Origin of the sequence: Micromonospora sp. WMMD1274, assembly GCF_049179035.1 — a bacterium.
GTDB lineage: Bacteria > Actinomycetota > Actinomycetes > Mycobacteriales > Micromonosporaceae > Micromonospora > Micromonospora tulbaghiae.
Genome location: NZ_JBMHMG010000001.1, coordinates 6858281 through 6873194 on the forward strand (window position 1 = coordinate 6858281; position 14914 = coordinate 6873194).

A 14914-nucleotide genomic window follows, 5' to 3' on the forward strand; every position below is an offset into this window, starting at 1 on the left:
GGAGTGCGGGCCAGTCGACTCCTGTCCATCCTGCTGCTGCTCCAGGCGCACGGCCGGCTCACCGCCGCCGACCTGGCCGACCGCCTCCAGGTGTCGGCGCGCACCGTCTACCGGGACGTGGAGGCGCTGCACGCCGCCGGCATTCCGCTGTACGGCGAGGCCGGACACGACGGCGGCTACCGGCTCGTGGAGGGCTGGCGGACCCGGCTGACCGGGCTGACCGCGGAGGAGGCCGACCGGCTGCTCTTCGCCGGGCTCCCCGGACCGGCCGCCGAGCTGGGCTACCAGTCGGTCGTCGCCGCCGTGCAGCTCAAGCTGCGGGCCGCGCTGCCCGCGCCGCTGGCCGACCGGGCGGCCCGGCTGGAGCAGCGGTTCCACCTGGACACGCCGGGCTGGTACTCCGACGGCGACCCGTCGCCGCACCTGGCCGAGGCCGCCGAGGCGGTGTGGCGGCAGCACCGGGTCCGGGTGCGCTACCGGGGCTGGCGGGGCGAGACGACCCGGGTCCTCGAACCGTACGGGCTGGTGCTCAAGGGCGGACGCTGGTATCTGGTCGCCGCCCGGCCGGACCGCGCCGACCCGGCCACCTACCGGGTCAACCAGATCCTCGACCTGACCCCGTTGGACGAGCCGTTCGAGCGGCCGGAGTTCGACCTGCCGGCCTGGTGGCGCGCGCACGTGGTGGAGTTCCGGGCCGGTCTGCACCGCGACGAGGCGCGCATCCGGCTGTCGCCGCGCGGGTTCGCCCGGCTGCGCGAGGTCGGCAGCGACGTGGTGGTGGCCGCCGCCGAGGCGAGCGCCGGCCCGCCCGACGCCGGCGGCTGGGTGCACGCGGTCATCCCGATCGAGTCGCTCACCCACGCCCACGGCGACCTGCTCCGGCTCGGCGCCGAGGTGGAGGTCCTCTCCCCCGCCCCGCTGCGCGCCCGCCTGGCCGAGACCGCCGCCGCCCTGGCCGCCCTCTACCCCCCGCTCCCGCCCCTGCCCACCCCGCCTCTCCCCGGTTGATCAAGGAGTTTGTGTCCTTGCCGGAGATCGACTCGGACACGAACTCCTTGATCAGCCGGGCAGGGCGCGGTGTGCGTCGGCCACCGTCGCGAGGGCTCGGTCGATCTCGGACGGTGGGGTGGCCGCATACCCGAGGACCAGGCCGGATGGCTGCGGGCGCTGGCCGTGCCAGGACAGCGGATGGGCCTTGACGCCCCGGCGCAGCGCCGCCGCCGCCAACGCCCGGTCGTCGACGTCGCCGGGGAGCGTGACCATCAGGTGCAGCCCGGCCGCCGCACCGTGCACCACCGCCCCGGGCAGGTACGCGCGGACCGCCCGGATCATCGCGTCCCGGCGGCGTACGTGCCGGTGGCGCAGCAGCCGCAGGTGCCGTTCCAGCGCGCCGGACTCCATCAGCTCGGCCAGCACGAGCTGCGGCAACGCCGCGTTGCCGAGGTCGGCCGCCCGCTTCGCGGCCACCACGTCGGCGTGCAGCGCGGGCGGCACCAGCATCCAGCCGATCCGCAGCGCCGGCGCGAGCAGCTTGGAGATGCTGCCCACGTAGCAGACCCGATCCGGCGCCATGGCCCGCAGCGCCGGCACCGGCGGACGGTCGTAGCGGTGCTCGGCGTCGTAGTCGTCCTCCACCACCAGGCCGCCGTCGCATGCCCACCGCAGCAGCCGCCGACGCCGGTCGCCGTCGAGCACCACACCGGTCGGGAACTGGTGCGCCGGGGTGAGCAGCACGGCCGGCGCGCCGCAGCGCTCCAGCTCGCCGACGCACAGTCCCCGGTCGTCCACCGGCACCGGCGGTGTCGCCAGCCCGGAGTAGACCAGGTGCTGCCGCACGCCGAGGGAGCCGGGATCCTCCACCGCCACGGTGTGCGTACCCCGGTCGTGCAGCACCCGCGCGAGCAGGCCGAGCGCCTGGGACACCCCGGCCACGATCACCACCTCGGCCGGGTCCGCGCGGACGCCCCGGTTGCGGGCCAGCCAGTTCGCGACCGCCAGTCGCAGCGCGGGCGTGCCGGTCGGGTCGCCGTAGCCGAGCGCGGCGGGCGTCATCCGGTGCAGCACGGCCCGCTCGGCCCGCAGCCAAGCCGCGCGGGGAAAGGCCGCCAGATCGGGTACGCCGGGAGTCAGGTCCACCTGCGCGGGTACGGCGCGCAACTCGTCGAAGGCGTCGAAGCCGGGCCGGGTGGCGAACACGTCCGGTGCTCGCCTCGGCTCGGGTGGCCGGGTGACCACGGCGGCCGGCGTGGCGACCACCACCGTTCCGGCCCGGCCGCGTCCCGCCACCTGCCCGTCCTCGGCCAGCCGCTGGTACGCCTCGGTCACCACGCCACGGGAGACGCCCAGCTCGGCGGCGAGCACCCGGCTGGCCGGCAGGCGGGTGCCCACCGGCGCCCGGCCGTCGGCGATCGCGGACCGCAGCCGGGCGGCCAGCCAGTCCGCGCGGCCACCGGGTGGCGCCTCGCCGACGTCGAGCTGGAGGAAGTCCGCACCGGCCGCTTTGGACTCCTCGGGAACGACGACTTTGGCCCTGTCCATCGGACCATTATGGTCACAGGCTGGACCGCATGACAGTCGCCTTCCTGCTGACCTCGCTCGTCGTCGCGATCACTCCGGGCACCGGGGTGATGCACACGCTCGCCACCGCCGTGACCGGCGGACGCCGGGCCGGCCTGGCCGCTGCCGCCGGCGGCACGCTCAGCCTCGTCCCGCACGTGATCGCCGCGGTGACCGGCCTGGCCGCCCTGCTGCGTGCCGCCACCCCGGCGTTCCGCGTGGTGACCTGGCTGGGTGTGGCGTACCTGCTCTGGATGGCCTGGTCGGCGCTGCGCGACCGGGGCACGTTCGCCCTCGACGGTGACCGGCCTCCGCGTCCGGCGGCGGCCGTGTTCCGGGACGGGGTGCTGCTGAACCTGCTGAACCCGAAGGTGACGGTGTTCTTCGTGGCGTTCCTGCCGCAGTTCGTGCCCCCGGACGCACCCGCCGCCACAGCGCGCATGCTCGCCTGCGGCCTGGTGTTCATGGCCGTCACGCTGCTGGTGTTCGCCGGGTACGCGCTCCTGGCCGGCGCGTTGCGCCGCCGCGTGCTGTCCCGGCCCCGGCTGACCGGGCTGCTGCGGCACGCCTTCGCCGGCAGCTTCCTCGTCCTGGGCCTCGGCCTCGCGTTCACCGCCTGACCCGCCCTCACCGCTCAGAAGGAGACTTCCCGTGCGTTTCCGCCACTCCCCCGAGATCTGGTCGGCCTTCCCCGAACTGACCTGCGGCGTCCTGCACGCCACGGGCGTCACGCCCGACGTCGACGTGACGCCGCGGCCGGCCAGGTATCTGGGCACCGCCCGGGACCGGCTCGCCGCCGGGCCGGAGGGTGGCTTCCCGGAGATCCAGGCGTGGCGTCGCGCGTTCACCCGGATGGGCTGCCCGCCGACCCGCTACCGCTGCGCGGCCGAGTCGCTGCTGCGCCGGTTGCGGCGGGACGGGGACCTGCCCCGGCTGCATCCGCTCGTGGACCTCGGCAACGCGCTGTCCACCCGGTACGCGGTGCCGGTCGCCGTGCTCGACCTGGCCCGGATCGACGGCGACCTGACCGTGCGACCGGCCGACGGCACGGAGCACTACCTGGGGCTCGGCGGGGAGAGCGAACACCCCGCGCCCGGCGAGGTGATCTTCGCCGACCAGGGTGGACACGCGCACGCCCGGCGCTGGTGCCACCGGCAGAGCGGCGCGTCGGCGGTACGAGACGACACCACCGACGTGCTCGTGGTGATCGAGGCGATGCACGAGGGCGCGGCGCCGGCCGTACACCGGATGATGGACGAACTGGCGGCGGCGCTGGACGAACTGTGGCGCGTGCCGTCGCGGACGGCGCTGCTCACCGCGGCGGCGCCGGAGTTCGCCGTGCCGGTCCGGACGGGCTGACCCCGCCGGCGTGATGGCTGCCGGTCGCGCGGCGTGGTCGCCGACGCGCAGGTTTCGGGCGCACGGCGACGGCGCTGGTAGCCGACCGCCTCGTGGTCAGGCGTCGGGGTCGGTGCGGTCGCGCGCCATCAGCTCGTCGAACTCGGCCGGGGTGATCTCGCCGGTGCGCAGCCGGCGGGCGTTGGCGGCGAACCGGGCGATCGCCGCGCCGCGCGGGTCCGGCTCGGTGAGCAGGCCGGCGTCGGCGGTCAGAGCGCTCGCGGCACCCGCCACGTCGTGCGGATCGGCCAGGTCGACCGGCTCGCCGTGCAGCTCCCGCAGGGCGTCGGCGAGTCGCGCGTCGGCGGCGTCGCCGGTGCCCCACCAGCGCCGGGCCAGGTCGACGGTGCGGCCGAGCGAATCCTCCCCCACCCGTTCGGCACCTATCTCGGCACGCATCATGCGCAGGAAGCGGAATGTCACGGCATCGGAGTCATCGGCGATCACGCCCGTACCATAGCGAGCGGGTCCGACGACACCGCCGGGCGAGCCGGGGTCGTCCGGCCGGTTGAGGTGGCCGCCCGCGGGTAGTGCGCGGACATGCCCGAACGATACGAGGACTACGACCGGCTCGCGATCGTCACCGGCGCCGACTCCGGCATCGGCAAGGCGTGCGCGGTGGCGCTCGCCGAAGCCGGTTACGACATCGGCATCACCTGGTACGGCGACGCGGTGGGCGCCGACCGCACCGCCACCGAGGTACGTGCCACCGGCCGCCGCTGCGAGATCGCCGAGCTGGACCTGACCCGGCTCCCCGAAGCGGCGGCGGTGGTCGACGAGCTGGCCGACCGGCTCGGCGGCCTGGGCGTGCTCGTCAACAACGCCGGCACCGGCCTGTCCGAGCCCTTCGTGGACGTGAGCTGGGAGAAGTGGCGGGAGGTGCTGGCGGTGGACCTGGACGGGCCGTTCCTGTGCTCGCAGCGGGCCGCCCGGCGGATGCGCGCGGCCGGGCGGGGCGGCCGGATCATCAGCATCACCAGCGTGCACGAGCACGCGCCCCGGGTCGGCTCGTCGGCGTACTGCGCGGCCAAGGGCGGCCTCGGCCTGCTCACCAAGGTGATGGCGCAGGAACTGGCCGCCGACGGGATCACCGTCAACGCGGTCGCCCCGGGTGAGATCGCCACGCCGATGACCGGGCAGGAGGACGTCGACCCGTTCACGCAGGAGCGTCCCGGTGTGCCGGTGGGACGGCCCGGTGACGCCCGCGAGGTGGCGGCGGTGGTGGCGATGCTCGCCTCACCGGCTGCGGCGTACGTGACGGGGGCGTCGTGGGCGGTGGACGGGGGGATGCTGTTGATGGGTCCGCAGGCTTCTGCTCTCTCCTCCCACTCGTGGCGTTCTGCCTAGCCTGTGGTCGCTGTTGAGGGCCGGGGGCGACCGTGCCCGGCTCCGGGCGGTCAGGCTTGATCCCTGCGCCGGGCACGGTCGCCCCCGGCCCCGTCGTGGGTCAGGTGCGTTCGTTGCTGCCGGGTTCGAGGGTGGCTCCCACCGCCACATCGTCCGGGGAGCTTGTGGGCTCGTTCTCGGGGTAGTGGCAGGCGGTTTGCTGTGCGCCGTCGTCGCGGGTGGTCAGGGTGGGTTCTTCGGTGGCGCAGTGGTCGGTGGCTTTCCAGCAGCGGGTGCGGAAGCGGCAGCCCGACGGTGGGTTGAGTGGGGTGGGCACGTCGCCGGTGAGGCGGATGCGTCCGGCGGGTCCGAGGGCGGTGACGTCGGGGATGGCGGAGAGCAGGGCTCGGGTGTAGGGGTGCTGGGGGCGGGTGTAGATGGTGTCGCGGTCACCGATCTCGACGATCTTGCCGAGGTACATGACGGCGACGCGGTGGCAGAAGTGCCGCACGACGGCGAGGTCGTGGGCGATGAACACGAACGCCAGGTCGAGGTCGCGTTGCAGGTCGCGTAGCAGGTTGATGACCTGCGCCTGGATCGACACGTCCAGCGCCGAGACCGGTTCGTCGGCCACGATCAGTTTGGGTTTCAGCGCGAGGGCGCGGGCGATGCCGATGCGCTGGCGTTGCCCGCCGGAGAACTCGTGCGGATACCTGTTGTAGTGCTCCGGGTTCAACCCGACGAGTTCGAGCAGTTCCTGCACCCGTTTCTTCACCCCGCCCGGCGGGGTGATCCGGTTGACCTGCAACGGCATCGCCACGATCCGCCCGACCGTGTGGCGGGGGTTCAACGACGCGTACGGGTCCTGGAAGATGATCTGCAGGTCCTGCCGCAGCGCCCGCAACTCACGACGCCCACCGTGGGTGATGTCCCGACCCGCGAACTCGATCGACCCGGCGGTGGGTTCCAGCAGACGCACCAGCATCCGCCCGGTCGTGGTCTTCCCACACCCCGACTCCCCGACGAGTCCGAGGGTCTCGCCGGGCCGTACGTCGAAGTCCAGGCCGTCGACCGCCCGCACCGCACCCCGCGCACGCAGACCCTGCCGGACGGGGAAGTGCTTCGTCAGGCCCCGCACCGACAGCAACGGCTCGGTCTCGGTGCTCATCGGGCCACTCCCACCTGGGCGATGTCGTCGCGGTAGATCCGCTCCCGCGCGGCGACCGGCAGGTGACAGGCCACCAGGTGACCCGCCGCCCCCGCCGGAACCAGCTCGGGAACCTCGGTGCGGGACCGGTCACCGTTCACCCCGGCCCACCGGCAACGCGGATGAAACGCGCACCCCGACGGCAGGTTGATCAGACTGGGCGGGTTACCGGGGATCGGCACCAGGTCCGCATCCGCGTCGCCGTGCAACGACGGCACACTCGACAACAACCCCCACGTGTACGGATGCTGCGGCGCCCGCAACACCCGCTCCACACTCCCGTGCTCCACCGCCCGACCCGCATACATCACCAACACGTCATCAGCCACCTGACTGACCACACCCAAGTCATGGGTGATCAACACGATCGCCGACCGGAACTCCTCCTGCAGATCACTGAGCAGATCCAGAATCTGCGCCTGCACCGTCACATCCAACGCCGTCGTCGGCTCATCCGCGATCAGCAGATCCGGATCGTTCACCAACGCCATCGCGATCATCGCCCGCTGCCGCATCCCACCCGAGAACTCATGCGGATACTGATCAAACCGCTTCCCCGGCTGCGGAATCCCCACCCGGCCCAACATCTCCACCGCCCGCGTGCGCGCCTCCCGCCGACCCGCCCTCGGGTGATGCACCCGATACGCCTCCGCGATCTGCCGACCCACCGAGTAATACGGATGCAACGCCGACAACGGATCCTGGAAAACCATCGCCATGTCCCGGCCCCGCAGCCGCCGCACCTCCTCCTCACCCAACCCCACGAGCTGACGCCCACCCACCCAGATCTCCCCCGAGATGGCCGTCCGCTTCGCGTTGTGCAGACCCAGGACCGCCAGCGACGTCACGCTCTTACCCGACCCGGACTCCCCCACGATCCCCAGCGTGCGACCCCGCTCCACCGCGAACGACACCCCGTCCACGGCCCGCACCACACCGTCCTCGGTGTCGAACCGCACCCGCAGATCCTCGACCCGCAGGTACGGGCCCTCGCCGCGACGCGGCGCCGGAAGCTCCACCATGTCCGATCCCTCCCCTCAGCTCAGCCGGACCCGCGGGTCGATCACCGCGTACAGCACGTCGACGACGATGTTGGCGACCACGATGAACACCGCTGCCAGCAGCACCGTCGCCATCACCACCGGCAGGTTGAGGAACTGCACCGCCTCCACTGTCGCCTTGCCGAGACCCTGGAGGCCGAAGATGGTCTCGGTGATGAACGTGCCGCCGAGGCTGGTGCCGATGTCCAGCCCGGCGATCGTGACGATCGGCGTGATCGCCGCCCGCAACGCGTGCCGCGTGTGCACCTTCCGGGCGGGCAGCCCCTTCGCCCGGGCGGTACGGACGAAGTCCTCCGACAACGTCTCCAGCATCTGCGCCCGGGCCAGCCGGGCGTACAGCGCGGAGTTGAGGAACCCCAGCGTCATCCACGGCAGCAGCAGCCCGGCCGCCCAGCGCAGCGGGCTCTCGGTCAGCGGGGTGTAGCTGGGGAACGGCAGCAGGCCGGTGGAGTAGACGAGCAGGTAGAGCAGGATCAGCCCGAAGAAGTAGACCTGCATCGACGCCCCGGCCAGCGTGACGCCGATCGCGGCGCGGTCGAACGCCGTACCCCGGCGTAGCGCCGACACCATGCCCAGCGAGACGCCGAGGCCGAGCCACAGCACGGCGCCGCCGAGGACGATGCTGAACGTCACCGGGGCGCGCTGCGCGACGATCTCGGTGACCGGCTGGTTGTTGCGGAACGAGTAGCCGAGGCAGGGCGCCGGGCAGTCCTGCCGGAAGTCACCTTCGCCGTAGGTGCGGCCGGCGAAGACGCCGCCCACGAAGTCGGCGTACTGCCGGGGCAGCGGCTGGTCGATGCCGAGCCGGCGCTCGACCTGGGCGATGTCCTCGGCCGTGCAGTTCTTGCCGCACATCACCTTCGCCGGGCTGCTCGGCACCGCGAAGAAGAGACCGAACGTGACCAGGCTGATGACGACCAGGGTCAGGGCGGCGACGAGCAGCCGCCGTACGACGAAACGGAGCACGGGAGCACCTCCCCCGAGGTCGGCGCGGGGACGGCCGCCGTGGCCGCCGCCCCCGCGCGGCTGTCACTTCTTCACGTAGATGCCGTTGAGCGAGATGATCCCGAACGCGTCGCTGAGGAAGGCGTTGCCGACCTTCGAGCCGTGCAGCTCGTAGGTGGCGTCGTAGTAGCAGGGCACCACCGGGGCGTACTTCTCCATGATCATGCGGTCGAGCGCCATCCAGCCGGCGTCCTGCTCCGCGGCCGGCAGGTCGCGGACCCGGTCGATCTCCGCGCTGACCGACGGTTCGTCGAGGTACGACAGGTTCTGGTTGCCCTCGGCCACGATCTCCCGTCCGTCGTAGACCGGCGGGATGACAGTGGAGCCGGTGGGCCAGTCCGAGCCCCAGCCGGTGAGGTAGAGGTCGTACGGGTTGTCCTTGCGGCCGACCTCGTCGTAGTAGCTGCTGTTGTCGATCGGCTTCATCACGATCTCGAAGCCCATGTCGGTGAGGTTCTTGCGCAGCGCCTCGGCCTGCTGGGTGCGCAGTTCCAGGTTGGAGTGGGCGAGCACCAGCTTGGGTCGCTTGCCGGCGAGCAGCTCGGCGGTCTTGGCCTTGTCGCCGGTGACCGGGGCGTTGAACAGGTCGTACGGGACGAAACCGGCGGTGGTGGGCGACATGAGCGTGGTCGCCGGTGAGCCGGCGGCCTGCCCGCCGAGCACCTTGAGCAGGGCGTCCTTGTCGACCGCGTAGTTCAGCGCGCGCCGTACGCCCAGGTCGGTGACCCGCTGGGTGTTGATGCTCAGCACCCAGTTGTACTGCGTCGGTCCGCGGACCACCCGGTCGGAGACGCCCGCGCCGGTCGTGCGGGGCAGCACCGACGGCGGCACGTCCGACCAGCTCAGCGCCGCCTGGTCGGCCGGCCCGTCGGCGACCAGGCGCTCGGCGATCTGCGCCTGCTCTAGGCCGAACGTCATCCGGATCGCGTCCGGGTACGCGTTGCGGATCGGGTCGGTCGCCGGATCCCAGTTCGGGTTGCGTTCCAGCTCCAGCGACACGTCGCGCTGGTAGGACTTCACCCGGTACGGCCCGGACGAGAACGGCCGCAGGTCGTAGTTGGCGCGGGTGTCCTTCGCCGCTGGCGCGGGAGCGCTGGTGGGCAGCGCCGCGGCGTACGGCAGGTCGCAGTGCGGCTGCGGGAAGGTGAACCGGATGGTCCGGTCGTCGGGCGTGGCTACGCCGTCGGGCACCGGCTTGCCACCGTCGTACGGTCCCTTGTAGGTGGCGTTGTACGCCCCGCCCGGGTAGAGCCACTGCTGGATGTAATGCGGGCCCTCGTTGAGGTTCGCGGCGAACGACCGGGCGATGCCGTGGGCGACGTCCTTGCTGGACACCGGCGTGCCGTCCTCGTACTTCACGCCGTCGCGCAGGGTGAACTCCCAGACCTTGCAGTCGCCGTTCACGTCCTTGCCGGGGTTCGTGGCCAGGTCCCCGACGAGCAGCAGCTTGCCGCTGCCGTCCTCCTTGTAGCCGTTGAGCGCGCGGTAGAGCAGCCCTCCGGCGACCTGCTGCACGTTGACGTAGTTGCGGGCCGGGTCGAGGTGCTCGAAGTCGGCCGGCTGCATGACGGTGAGGGTGCCGCCGCGGGTCGCCCCGTCGACGTCCTTCGCCGGGCCCTGGTTGTCGGCGGCCTCGTACGAGATCGAGCCGCTCTGGGTCTTGGTCTTCTGGTCGCCGTCGCCACCGCCGTCGGTGGTGGGGCTGCAACCGGCGGCGGCCAGCGCCGCCGCGGCGAGGACACCTGTCAGTGTCCGGGTCCGTGCGCGCACGGTGTGCTCCTTCCTGCCCGGCGGCCCCCGCCGGCCGGGCACTGATGGCCGTGGGGACTACCGGGTGGAGCGGGGATCCAGCGAGTCGCGCAGCGCGTCACCGAGCAGGTTGAACGCCAGGACCAGCAGGAAGACCGTCAACCCGGGGAACAGGGTGTACCAGGGGTCGCTCGCGACGTAGCCGATGCTGTTGAAGATCATGCGGCCAAGGTCGGGCGTGGGTTCGGTGACGCCGATGTTGACGAACGCCAGCGCCGCCTCGATGGCGATGAACTGCGGCACCATCAGCGAGACGGTGACCAGGATCGGCGCCCAGATGTTCGGCAGCAGCTGCCGCAGCAGGATGTGCCGCGTGCCGGCGCCCGCGGCCCGGGCCGCGTCGACGAACTCCCGTTCCCGCAGCGAGATCACCTGTCCCCGGACCAGCCGCGCGGTGTACGTCCAGCTGAACAGGCCGAAGGTGGCGACGATCAGGGCCACCCGGAAGGCCGGCGACGGCGCCTCCCGGTCGGAGTAGAAGCGGTCCTGGAGGATCGGGATGACCGCGAGCGCGAAGATGAGGAACGGGAACGCCAGCGTGAGGTCGATCAGCCAGTTGACGACGCTGTCCAGCCAGCCTCTGGCCCATCCGGCCAGCACACCGACCGCGACGCCGATTCCGCAGGCCAGCAACGCCGAGGTGAACGCGATGAACAGGGACGTCCGCAGGCCGTAGACCAGTTGCATCAGGATGTCCCGGCCGCTGCCGGGTTCGAGCCCCAGCCAATGGTCGGCGCTGATTCCGCCGGCGTACCCGATCGGCATTCCGAAATCGTTGAGCCGGTCCACGAACTTGTCGGTCGGGTCGATTCCGGTGAGCCGTCCCAGCAGTGGCGCGCCGAGCGCGACCAGGGCGGCGACGGCGAGCGTGACGGCGCTGGCCTTGGCCGTACGGTCGCGTTTGAGCCGCAGCCAGGCGAGCTGGCCGGGTGACCGGCCGACGAATTCACCGGGCCGGCCCGCTGGTGCGGGAACGGGCTCGACGTCGGGGCCGGGAGCGGCCGGTGGGTGCGACAGTTCGCTCATGAGCAGTCCTCCCGATGGGGACGAAAACGTCCTGCCACCCGACGGTAATGCGCTTCCGAGCACCGGAAAGAATCGTTCCGGTAACGGCCGTTCCGGTTGTCGCGCATTGACAACGATCCGGCGTACGGAATGCATCGGCGCAATAACGAAGCGATTCGGTTGTCAGCCTTTCAGGTAGCCGTCCCGCAAATTCGGAATGCGTTGCCGCGAGGCATTGAAGCGGTTGTCAGCCGTTCGGGCATTCCCGCACGCCGATGTCACACCGGGCGGTCGGTGCGGCCGGCCGGTGTAACACTTCGTGACTCTTCGCGTTCACACCGTCCACCTAGGGTTCTCGGCGGTCCGGTTCGCACGACGTGCCGGGCCACCCACCGGCCCTCACCCGGGGCCCCGACGGAAGGACCACCCATGCCCTTCGCCCGACGTACCGCCGCCCTGGCCCTGGCCGCCGCGCTCGGCGGCCTCGCCGTGCCGGCCTCCCCCGCGGACGCCGCGCCGCGCCCCGGCCCGCAGACCCCCTCGGTGCTGCTGCTCACTGTCGACGACGGCTCCGGCGTACGCGCCACGGTGCTGACCTGCGGCCCCACCGGCGGCCTGCACCCCGACCCGATCACCGCCTGCCGGCTCGTCGCCCGCGTCGACGGCGACCTGGACGCGCTCGACGTGGACGGCGCGCCGTGCACCTCCCAGTACGCCCCGGTCGTCGCGCGTGCCGTGGGCTTCTGGCAGGACCGCCCGGTCTCCTACACGCGGACGTTCACCAACCCCTGCCTGATGCAGCGCACCACAGCCGCCCTCTTCACCTTCTGACCCTCTTCTCCCCCGCCTCTTCTCGCTGATCATGAGGTTGGCGGCGATTCCGGTCCGATTTGTCGCCGTCAACCTCATGATCGACGGGGTGGGGTGGGGAGGTTGCAGGGTGAGGTGGGGAGAATGGGCGGGGTATCGGGAGGGGGAACGGTGGGACCGGGGTCGGGCGCGGTGGGTGGCGGGCGGGAGTTGCGGGCGGACTGTTCGCGCTGCGCCGGGGTCTGCTGCGTCGCGCCCGCGTTCACCGCGTCGGCCGACTTCGCCGTCGACAAGCCCGCCGGGCGGCCCTGCCCGAACCTGGGCGCCGACTTCCGCTGCGGCATCCACACCGAGCTGCGGCAACGCGGCTTCCCCGGATGCACCGTGTTCGACTGCTTCGGCGCCGGTCAGCACCTCACCCAGAACACGTTCGCCGGCCGCGACTGGCGCGCCGACCCCGCCACCGCGCAACGGATGTTCGACAGCTTCGCGGTGCTGCGGCCACTGCACGAGCTGCTCTGGTACCTGACCGAGGCGGTACGCCTCACCCCGGCCGGACCGCTGCGCGACGAGCTGACCGCCGCGCTCGACGAGACCGGCCGGCTCACCGACGGCACCCCCGAGGAACTGCTCGCCCTCGACGTCGACGCGCACCGGAACCGCGCCAACCGCCTGCTGTCCCGCGCCGCCGAACAGGCCCGCGCCGGGAAGGCCGGGCCGGACCGCCGGGGCGCGATGCTGATCGGGGTGGACCTGCGCCGTACCCCGCTGGCCGGGGCGAACCTGCGCGGCGCCTGCCTGATCGGCGCCGACCTGCGGGGCGTACGCCTCGGCGCCGCCGACCTGACCGGCGCGGACCTGCGCGGAGCCGACCTGCGCGGCGCGGACCTGGGCGAGTGCCTGTTCGCGCACCAGTCGCAGCTCGACGCCGCGCGCGGCGACCACCGAACGGTGCTGCCGCCGGGGCTACGCCGCCCGGCCCACTGGTCGCTGACGCTGACCCCGACGCGTCCCCGCCCGCGCCAGCGCCGCCGCTGACCCCGTCGACGCTCCCCTGCCCGCCCGCGCCCGCCCGCCCGCGCCCGCCGCCACCGGCCACCGGCCCGCGCCTCGCACCGGCCGACCGGCACTGACACCCGCACCGACCCGTCAGCACCGGCACCGGCACCGGCACCGGCACCGGCACCGGACAGCGTTGATCAAGGAGTTTGTGTCCCCGTCAGCCCTGTCCCAAGCCACAAACTCCTTGATCACCGCGGCTGAGGGCCCACCGGAGGGACCTCGGGGGTGATCAAGGAGTTTGGGGCGGGTTCGAGGGCGGAACGGGACACGAAGTCCTTGATCAACCGCGAGACGGGAGGGAGGGAGGGGCCGGGGTGGGAGGACGGGCGGGCGCGGGAGGGGCGTGGGTTTGGTGGGGGTGGGGTCGGGTAGGCGGCGCGGACGACTGTCGACCGACGGGAGGCCACCGGTGGGGTATCGGGCACGCGACGGTGAGGAGCCGGTCGACCCGGCGCACGCCGAGGACGAGGCCGGGCAGGTTCCGCTGGTGCAGACCGCGGCGGACACCGACGTGCCTGCGCCCGCTCCCGGCGCGCCGAAGCCGGACGAGGTGACCGAGGACGACGGGTCCGGCATGGCGGGCGGGGCGTCCGGCAGCAGCTCGGGCGGCTCCTCGATGCCGACCCATCCGGACGCGGCCCGCGGCCCGGACGCGGCCGGCTGAAACGGGCGCGCGCCACGGAACGGCCACCGAGCCGAGCCCGATGCAGGTCACGGAACGGGCGCAGGCCACCGGACCGACGCAAGGCACAGGCCGACCGAACCGACCGGGCCCACCACCGAGCCGACCAGGCCACCGAACGGACACGGGCCACCGCCCCGGGCACAGGCCACCGGACGGACACGGGCCGCCGAACCGACGCAGGTCACCGGCCGGGCAAGGGCCGCTCAACGTTTGCCGTCAACCGCTGCGGGCAGGAGTGCGACATGACCAGTGAACAGTCCTTCGGCCGCGCGGCCGGCGACGAACCCGACGGCGCGACCGCGTACGAGGCGTCCCTGCGCCCGCCGGGCGAGTCCCTGCACACGACCGACGACACCGGTGACGACTTCGCCGACCTGCCCGCCGAGGACCGGCGGTCGGCGCGGGAGGTCAGCCGCGCCGGTTACGACGTGGAGGCCGTCTCCGGCACCGGCGACCCGTCCGAGGAGCCGGAGGAGATCGAGGAGGGCCGGCCGCTTCGGTGAGCCGTACGCGGGGCGGCGGCAGCGCCGCTCCGCGCCTCGGTCATGCCCCGGTTCGCCAGCGCGTCGGCGCGCTCGTTCTCCGGGTGGCCGTTGTGGCCCTTCACCCACAGCCACGTCACGTCGTGCCGGGCGCAGGCCGCCTCCAGCGCCTGCCACAGGTCGGCGTTCTTCACCGGCTGCTTCGCGGCGGTCAGCCAGCCGTTTCGCTTCCACGCGTTCAGCCAGCCGGTGATGCCGTTGCGCACGTAGGTGCTGTCGGTGTGCAGCCGTACCGTGACCGGACGGGTCAGGCTCTCCAACGCCCGGATCGCGGCGGTCAGCTCCATCCGGTTGTTCGTGGTCGGGGTGGCCTCGCCGCCGCACAGCTCCCGCTCGTGCCCGCCCCAGCGCAGCACCGCGCCCCAGCCGCCGGGCCCGGGATTGCCGCTGCACGCGCCGTCGGTCCAGATCTCCACGACCCGGCCGGTCTCCGCCTCCACCATGCCCG

16 protein-coding genes are annotated in these 14914 nt (G+C 72.7%); 8 read left to right on the top strand and 8 right to left on the bottom strand.

Annotation, left to right across the window (positions count from 1 at the left end; genetic code table 11):
- Positions 1-3 precede the first annotated feature (3 nt).
- A complete protein-coding gene (locus ACN27D_RS32445; RefSeq protein ID WP_421500820.1) occupies positions 4-1008 on the top strand; it encodes a helix-turn-helix transcriptional regulator in 1005 nt (334 codons plus the stop codon).
- A 51-nt stretch (positions 1009-1059) separates the two neighbouring features.
- Here the strand turns inward: ACN27D_RS32445 and ACN27D_RS32450 are convergent, their stop codons facing one another.
- On the bottom strand, positions 1060-2538 hold the full coding sequence (locus ACN27D_RS32450) for a PLP-dependent aminotransferase family protein (RefSeq protein WP_421500821.1): 1479 nt from the start codon (positions 2536-2538) through the stop codon (positions 1060-1062).
- A 29-nt stretch (positions 2539-2567) separates the two neighbouring features.
- Between ACN27D_RS32450 and ACN27D_RS32455 the strand changes: the two genes are divergently transcribed.
- Together ACN27D_RS32455 and ACN27D_RS32460 are read left to right on the top strand one after the other, a co-directional pair.
- The gene (locus ACN27D_RS32455) at positions 2568-3176 is read left to right on the top strand and encodes a LysE family translocator (RefSeq protein WP_421500822.1); all 609 of its coding nucleotides are present in this window, start codon (positions 2568-2570) and stop codon (positions 3174-3176) included.
- Positions 3177-3207: 31 nt separating this feature from the next.
- Positions 3208-3915, top strand: a complete 708-nt coding sequence (locus ACN27D_RS32460) for a B3/4 domain-containing protein (RefSeq protein WP_421500823.1) — start codon at positions 3208-3210, stop codon at positions 3913-3915.
- 96 nt (positions 3916-4011) lie between these two features.
- On the opposite strand, the gene ACN27D_RS32465 is transcribed toward ACN27D_RS32460, so the two are convergent.
- A complete protein-coding gene (locus ACN27D_RS32465; protein ID WP_350817319.1) occupies positions 4012-4401 on the bottom strand; it encodes a hypothetical protein in 390 nt (129 codons plus the stop codon).
- 93 nt (positions 4402-4494) lie between these two features.
- On the opposite strand from ACN27D_RS32465, the gene ACN27D_RS32470 reads away from it, so the two are divergent.
- Positions 4495-5301, top strand: a complete 807-nt coding sequence (locus ACN27D_RS32470; RefSeq protein WP_421500824.1) for an SDR family oxidoreductase — start codon at positions 4495-4497, stop codon at positions 5299-5301.
- A 100-nt stretch (positions 5302-5401) separates the two neighbouring features.
- Here ACN27D_RS32470 and ACN27D_RS32475 read toward each other — a convergent pair whose 3' ends face one another.
- The 5 genes from ACN27D_RS32475 to ACN27D_RS32495 form a co-directional block, all read right to left on the bottom strand.
- Positions 5402-6448: an ABC transporter ATP-binding protein gene (locus ACN27D_RS32475; RefSeq protein WP_421500825.1), complete on the bottom strand. Its 1047-nt coding sequence runs from the start codon at positions 6446-6448 to the stop codon at positions 5402-5404.
- The gene (locus tag ACN27D_RS32480) at positions 6445-7509 is read right to left on the bottom strand and encodes an ABC transporter ATP-binding protein (RefSeq protein WP_421500826.1); all 1065 of its coding nucleotides are present in this window, start codon (positions 7507-7509) and stop codon (positions 6445-6447) included. Before ACN27D_RS32480 ends, ACN27D_RS32475 begins: the two co-directional genes overlap by 4 nt.
- Positions 7510-7524: 15 nt before the next feature.
- Complete coding sequence (locus ACN27D_RS32485) at positions 7525-8514, bottom strand: ABC transporter permease (RefSeq protein WP_120569808.1); 990 nt, start codon at positions 8512-8514, stop codon at positions 7525-7527.
- A gap of 63 nt (positions 8515-8577) precedes the next feature.
- On the bottom strand, positions 8578-10323 hold the full coding sequence (locus ACN27D_RS32490; RefSeq protein WP_421500827.1) for an ABC transporter substrate-binding protein: 1746 nt from the start codon (positions 10321-10323) through the stop codon (positions 8578-8580).
- 57 nt (positions 10324-10380) lie between these two features.
- Positions 10381-11388, bottom strand: a complete 1008-nt coding sequence (locus ACN27D_RS32495) for an ABC transporter permease (protein WP_121686375.1) — start codon at positions 11386-11388, stop codon at positions 10381-10383.
- 408 nt (positions 11389-11796) lie between these two features.
- Between ACN27D_RS32495 and ACN27D_RS32500 the strand changes: the two genes are divergently transcribed.
- From ACN27D_RS32500 to ACN27D_RS32515, 4 genes are all read left to right on the top strand, one after another.
- Positions 11797-12198 carry an SSI family serine proteinase inhibitor gene (locus ACN27D_RS32500; protein WP_421500828.1) on the top strand — a complete coding sequence of 134 codons (402 nt, stop codon included), beginning with the start codon at positions 11797-11799 and terminating at the stop codon, positions 12196-12198.
- Positions 12199-12321: 123 nt separating this feature from the next.
- The gene (locus ACN27D_RS32505) at positions 12322-13215 is read left to right on the top strand and encodes a pentapeptide repeat-containing protein (RefSeq protein WP_421500829.1); all 894 of its coding nucleotides are present in this window, start codon (positions 12322-12324) and stop codon (positions 13213-13215) included.
- A gap of 433 nt (positions 13216-13648) precedes the next feature.
- The gene (locus tag ACN27D_RS32510; RefSeq protein WP_120569803.1) at positions 13649-13903 is read left to right on the top strand and encodes a preprotein translocase YidC; all 255 of its coding nucleotides are present in this window, start codon (positions 13649-13651) and stop codon (positions 13901-13903) included.
- Positions 13904-14166: 263 nt separating this feature from the next.
- Positions 14167-14427, top strand: coding sequence for a hypothetical protein (locus ACN27D_RS32515; protein WP_120569802.1), 261 nt, complete (start codon positions 14167-14169; stop codon positions 14425-14427).
- Here ACN27D_RS32515 and rnhA read toward each other — a convergent pair.
- On the bottom strand, positions 14346-14909 hold the full coding sequence (rnhA, locus tag ACN27D_RS32520) for a ribonuclease HI (protein WP_421500830.1): 564 nt from the start codon (positions 14907-14909) through the stop codon (positions 14346-14348). The two genes, ACN27D_RS32515 and rnhA, sit on opposite strands and share 82 nt — an antisense overlap.
- Positions 14910-14914 lie beyond the last annotated feature (5 nt).

Coding starts and splice junctions, on each gene's coding strand:
- ACN27D_RS32450 (WP_421500821.1), bottom strand. CDS start 2,538: ATGGACAGGGCCAAAGTCGTCGTTCCCGAGGAGTCCAAAGCGGCCGGT.
- ACN27D_RS32455 (WP_421500822.1), top strand. CDS start 2,568: ATGACAGTCGCCTTCCTGCTGACCTCGCTCGTCGTCGCGATCACTCCG.
- ACN27D_RS32470 (WP_421500824.1), top strand. CDS start 4,495: ATGCCCGAACGATACGAGGACTACGACCGGCTCGCGATCGTCACCGGC.
- ACN27D_RS32475 (WP_421500825.1), bottom strand. CDS start 6,448: ATGAGCACCGAGACCGAGCCGTTGCTGTCGGTGCGGGGCCTGACGAAG.
- ACN27D_RS32480 (WP_421500826.1), bottom strand. CDS start 7,509: ATGGTGGAGCTTCCGGCGCCGCGTCGCGGCGAGGGCCCGTACCTGCGG.
- ACN27D_RS32495 (WP_121686375.1), bottom strand. CDS start 11,388: ATGAGCGAACTGTCGCACCCACCGGCCGCTCCCGGCCCCGACGTCGAG.
- ACN27D_RS32500 (WP_421500828.1), top strand. CDS start 11,797: ATGCCCTTCGCCCGACGTACCGCCGCCCTGGCCCTGGCCGCCGCGCTC.
- ACN27D_RS32505 (WP_421500829.1), top strand. CDS start 12,322: ATGGGCGGGGTATCGGGAGGGGGAACGGTGGGACCGGGGTCGGGCGCG.
- ACN27D_RS32515 (WP_120569802.1), top strand. CDS start 14,167: ATGACCAGTGAACAGTCCTTCGGCCGCGCGGCCGGCGACGAACCCGAC.
- rnhA (WP_421500830.1), bottom strand. CDS start 14,909: ATGGTGGAGGCGGAGACCGGCCGGGTCGTGGAGATCTGGACCGACGGC.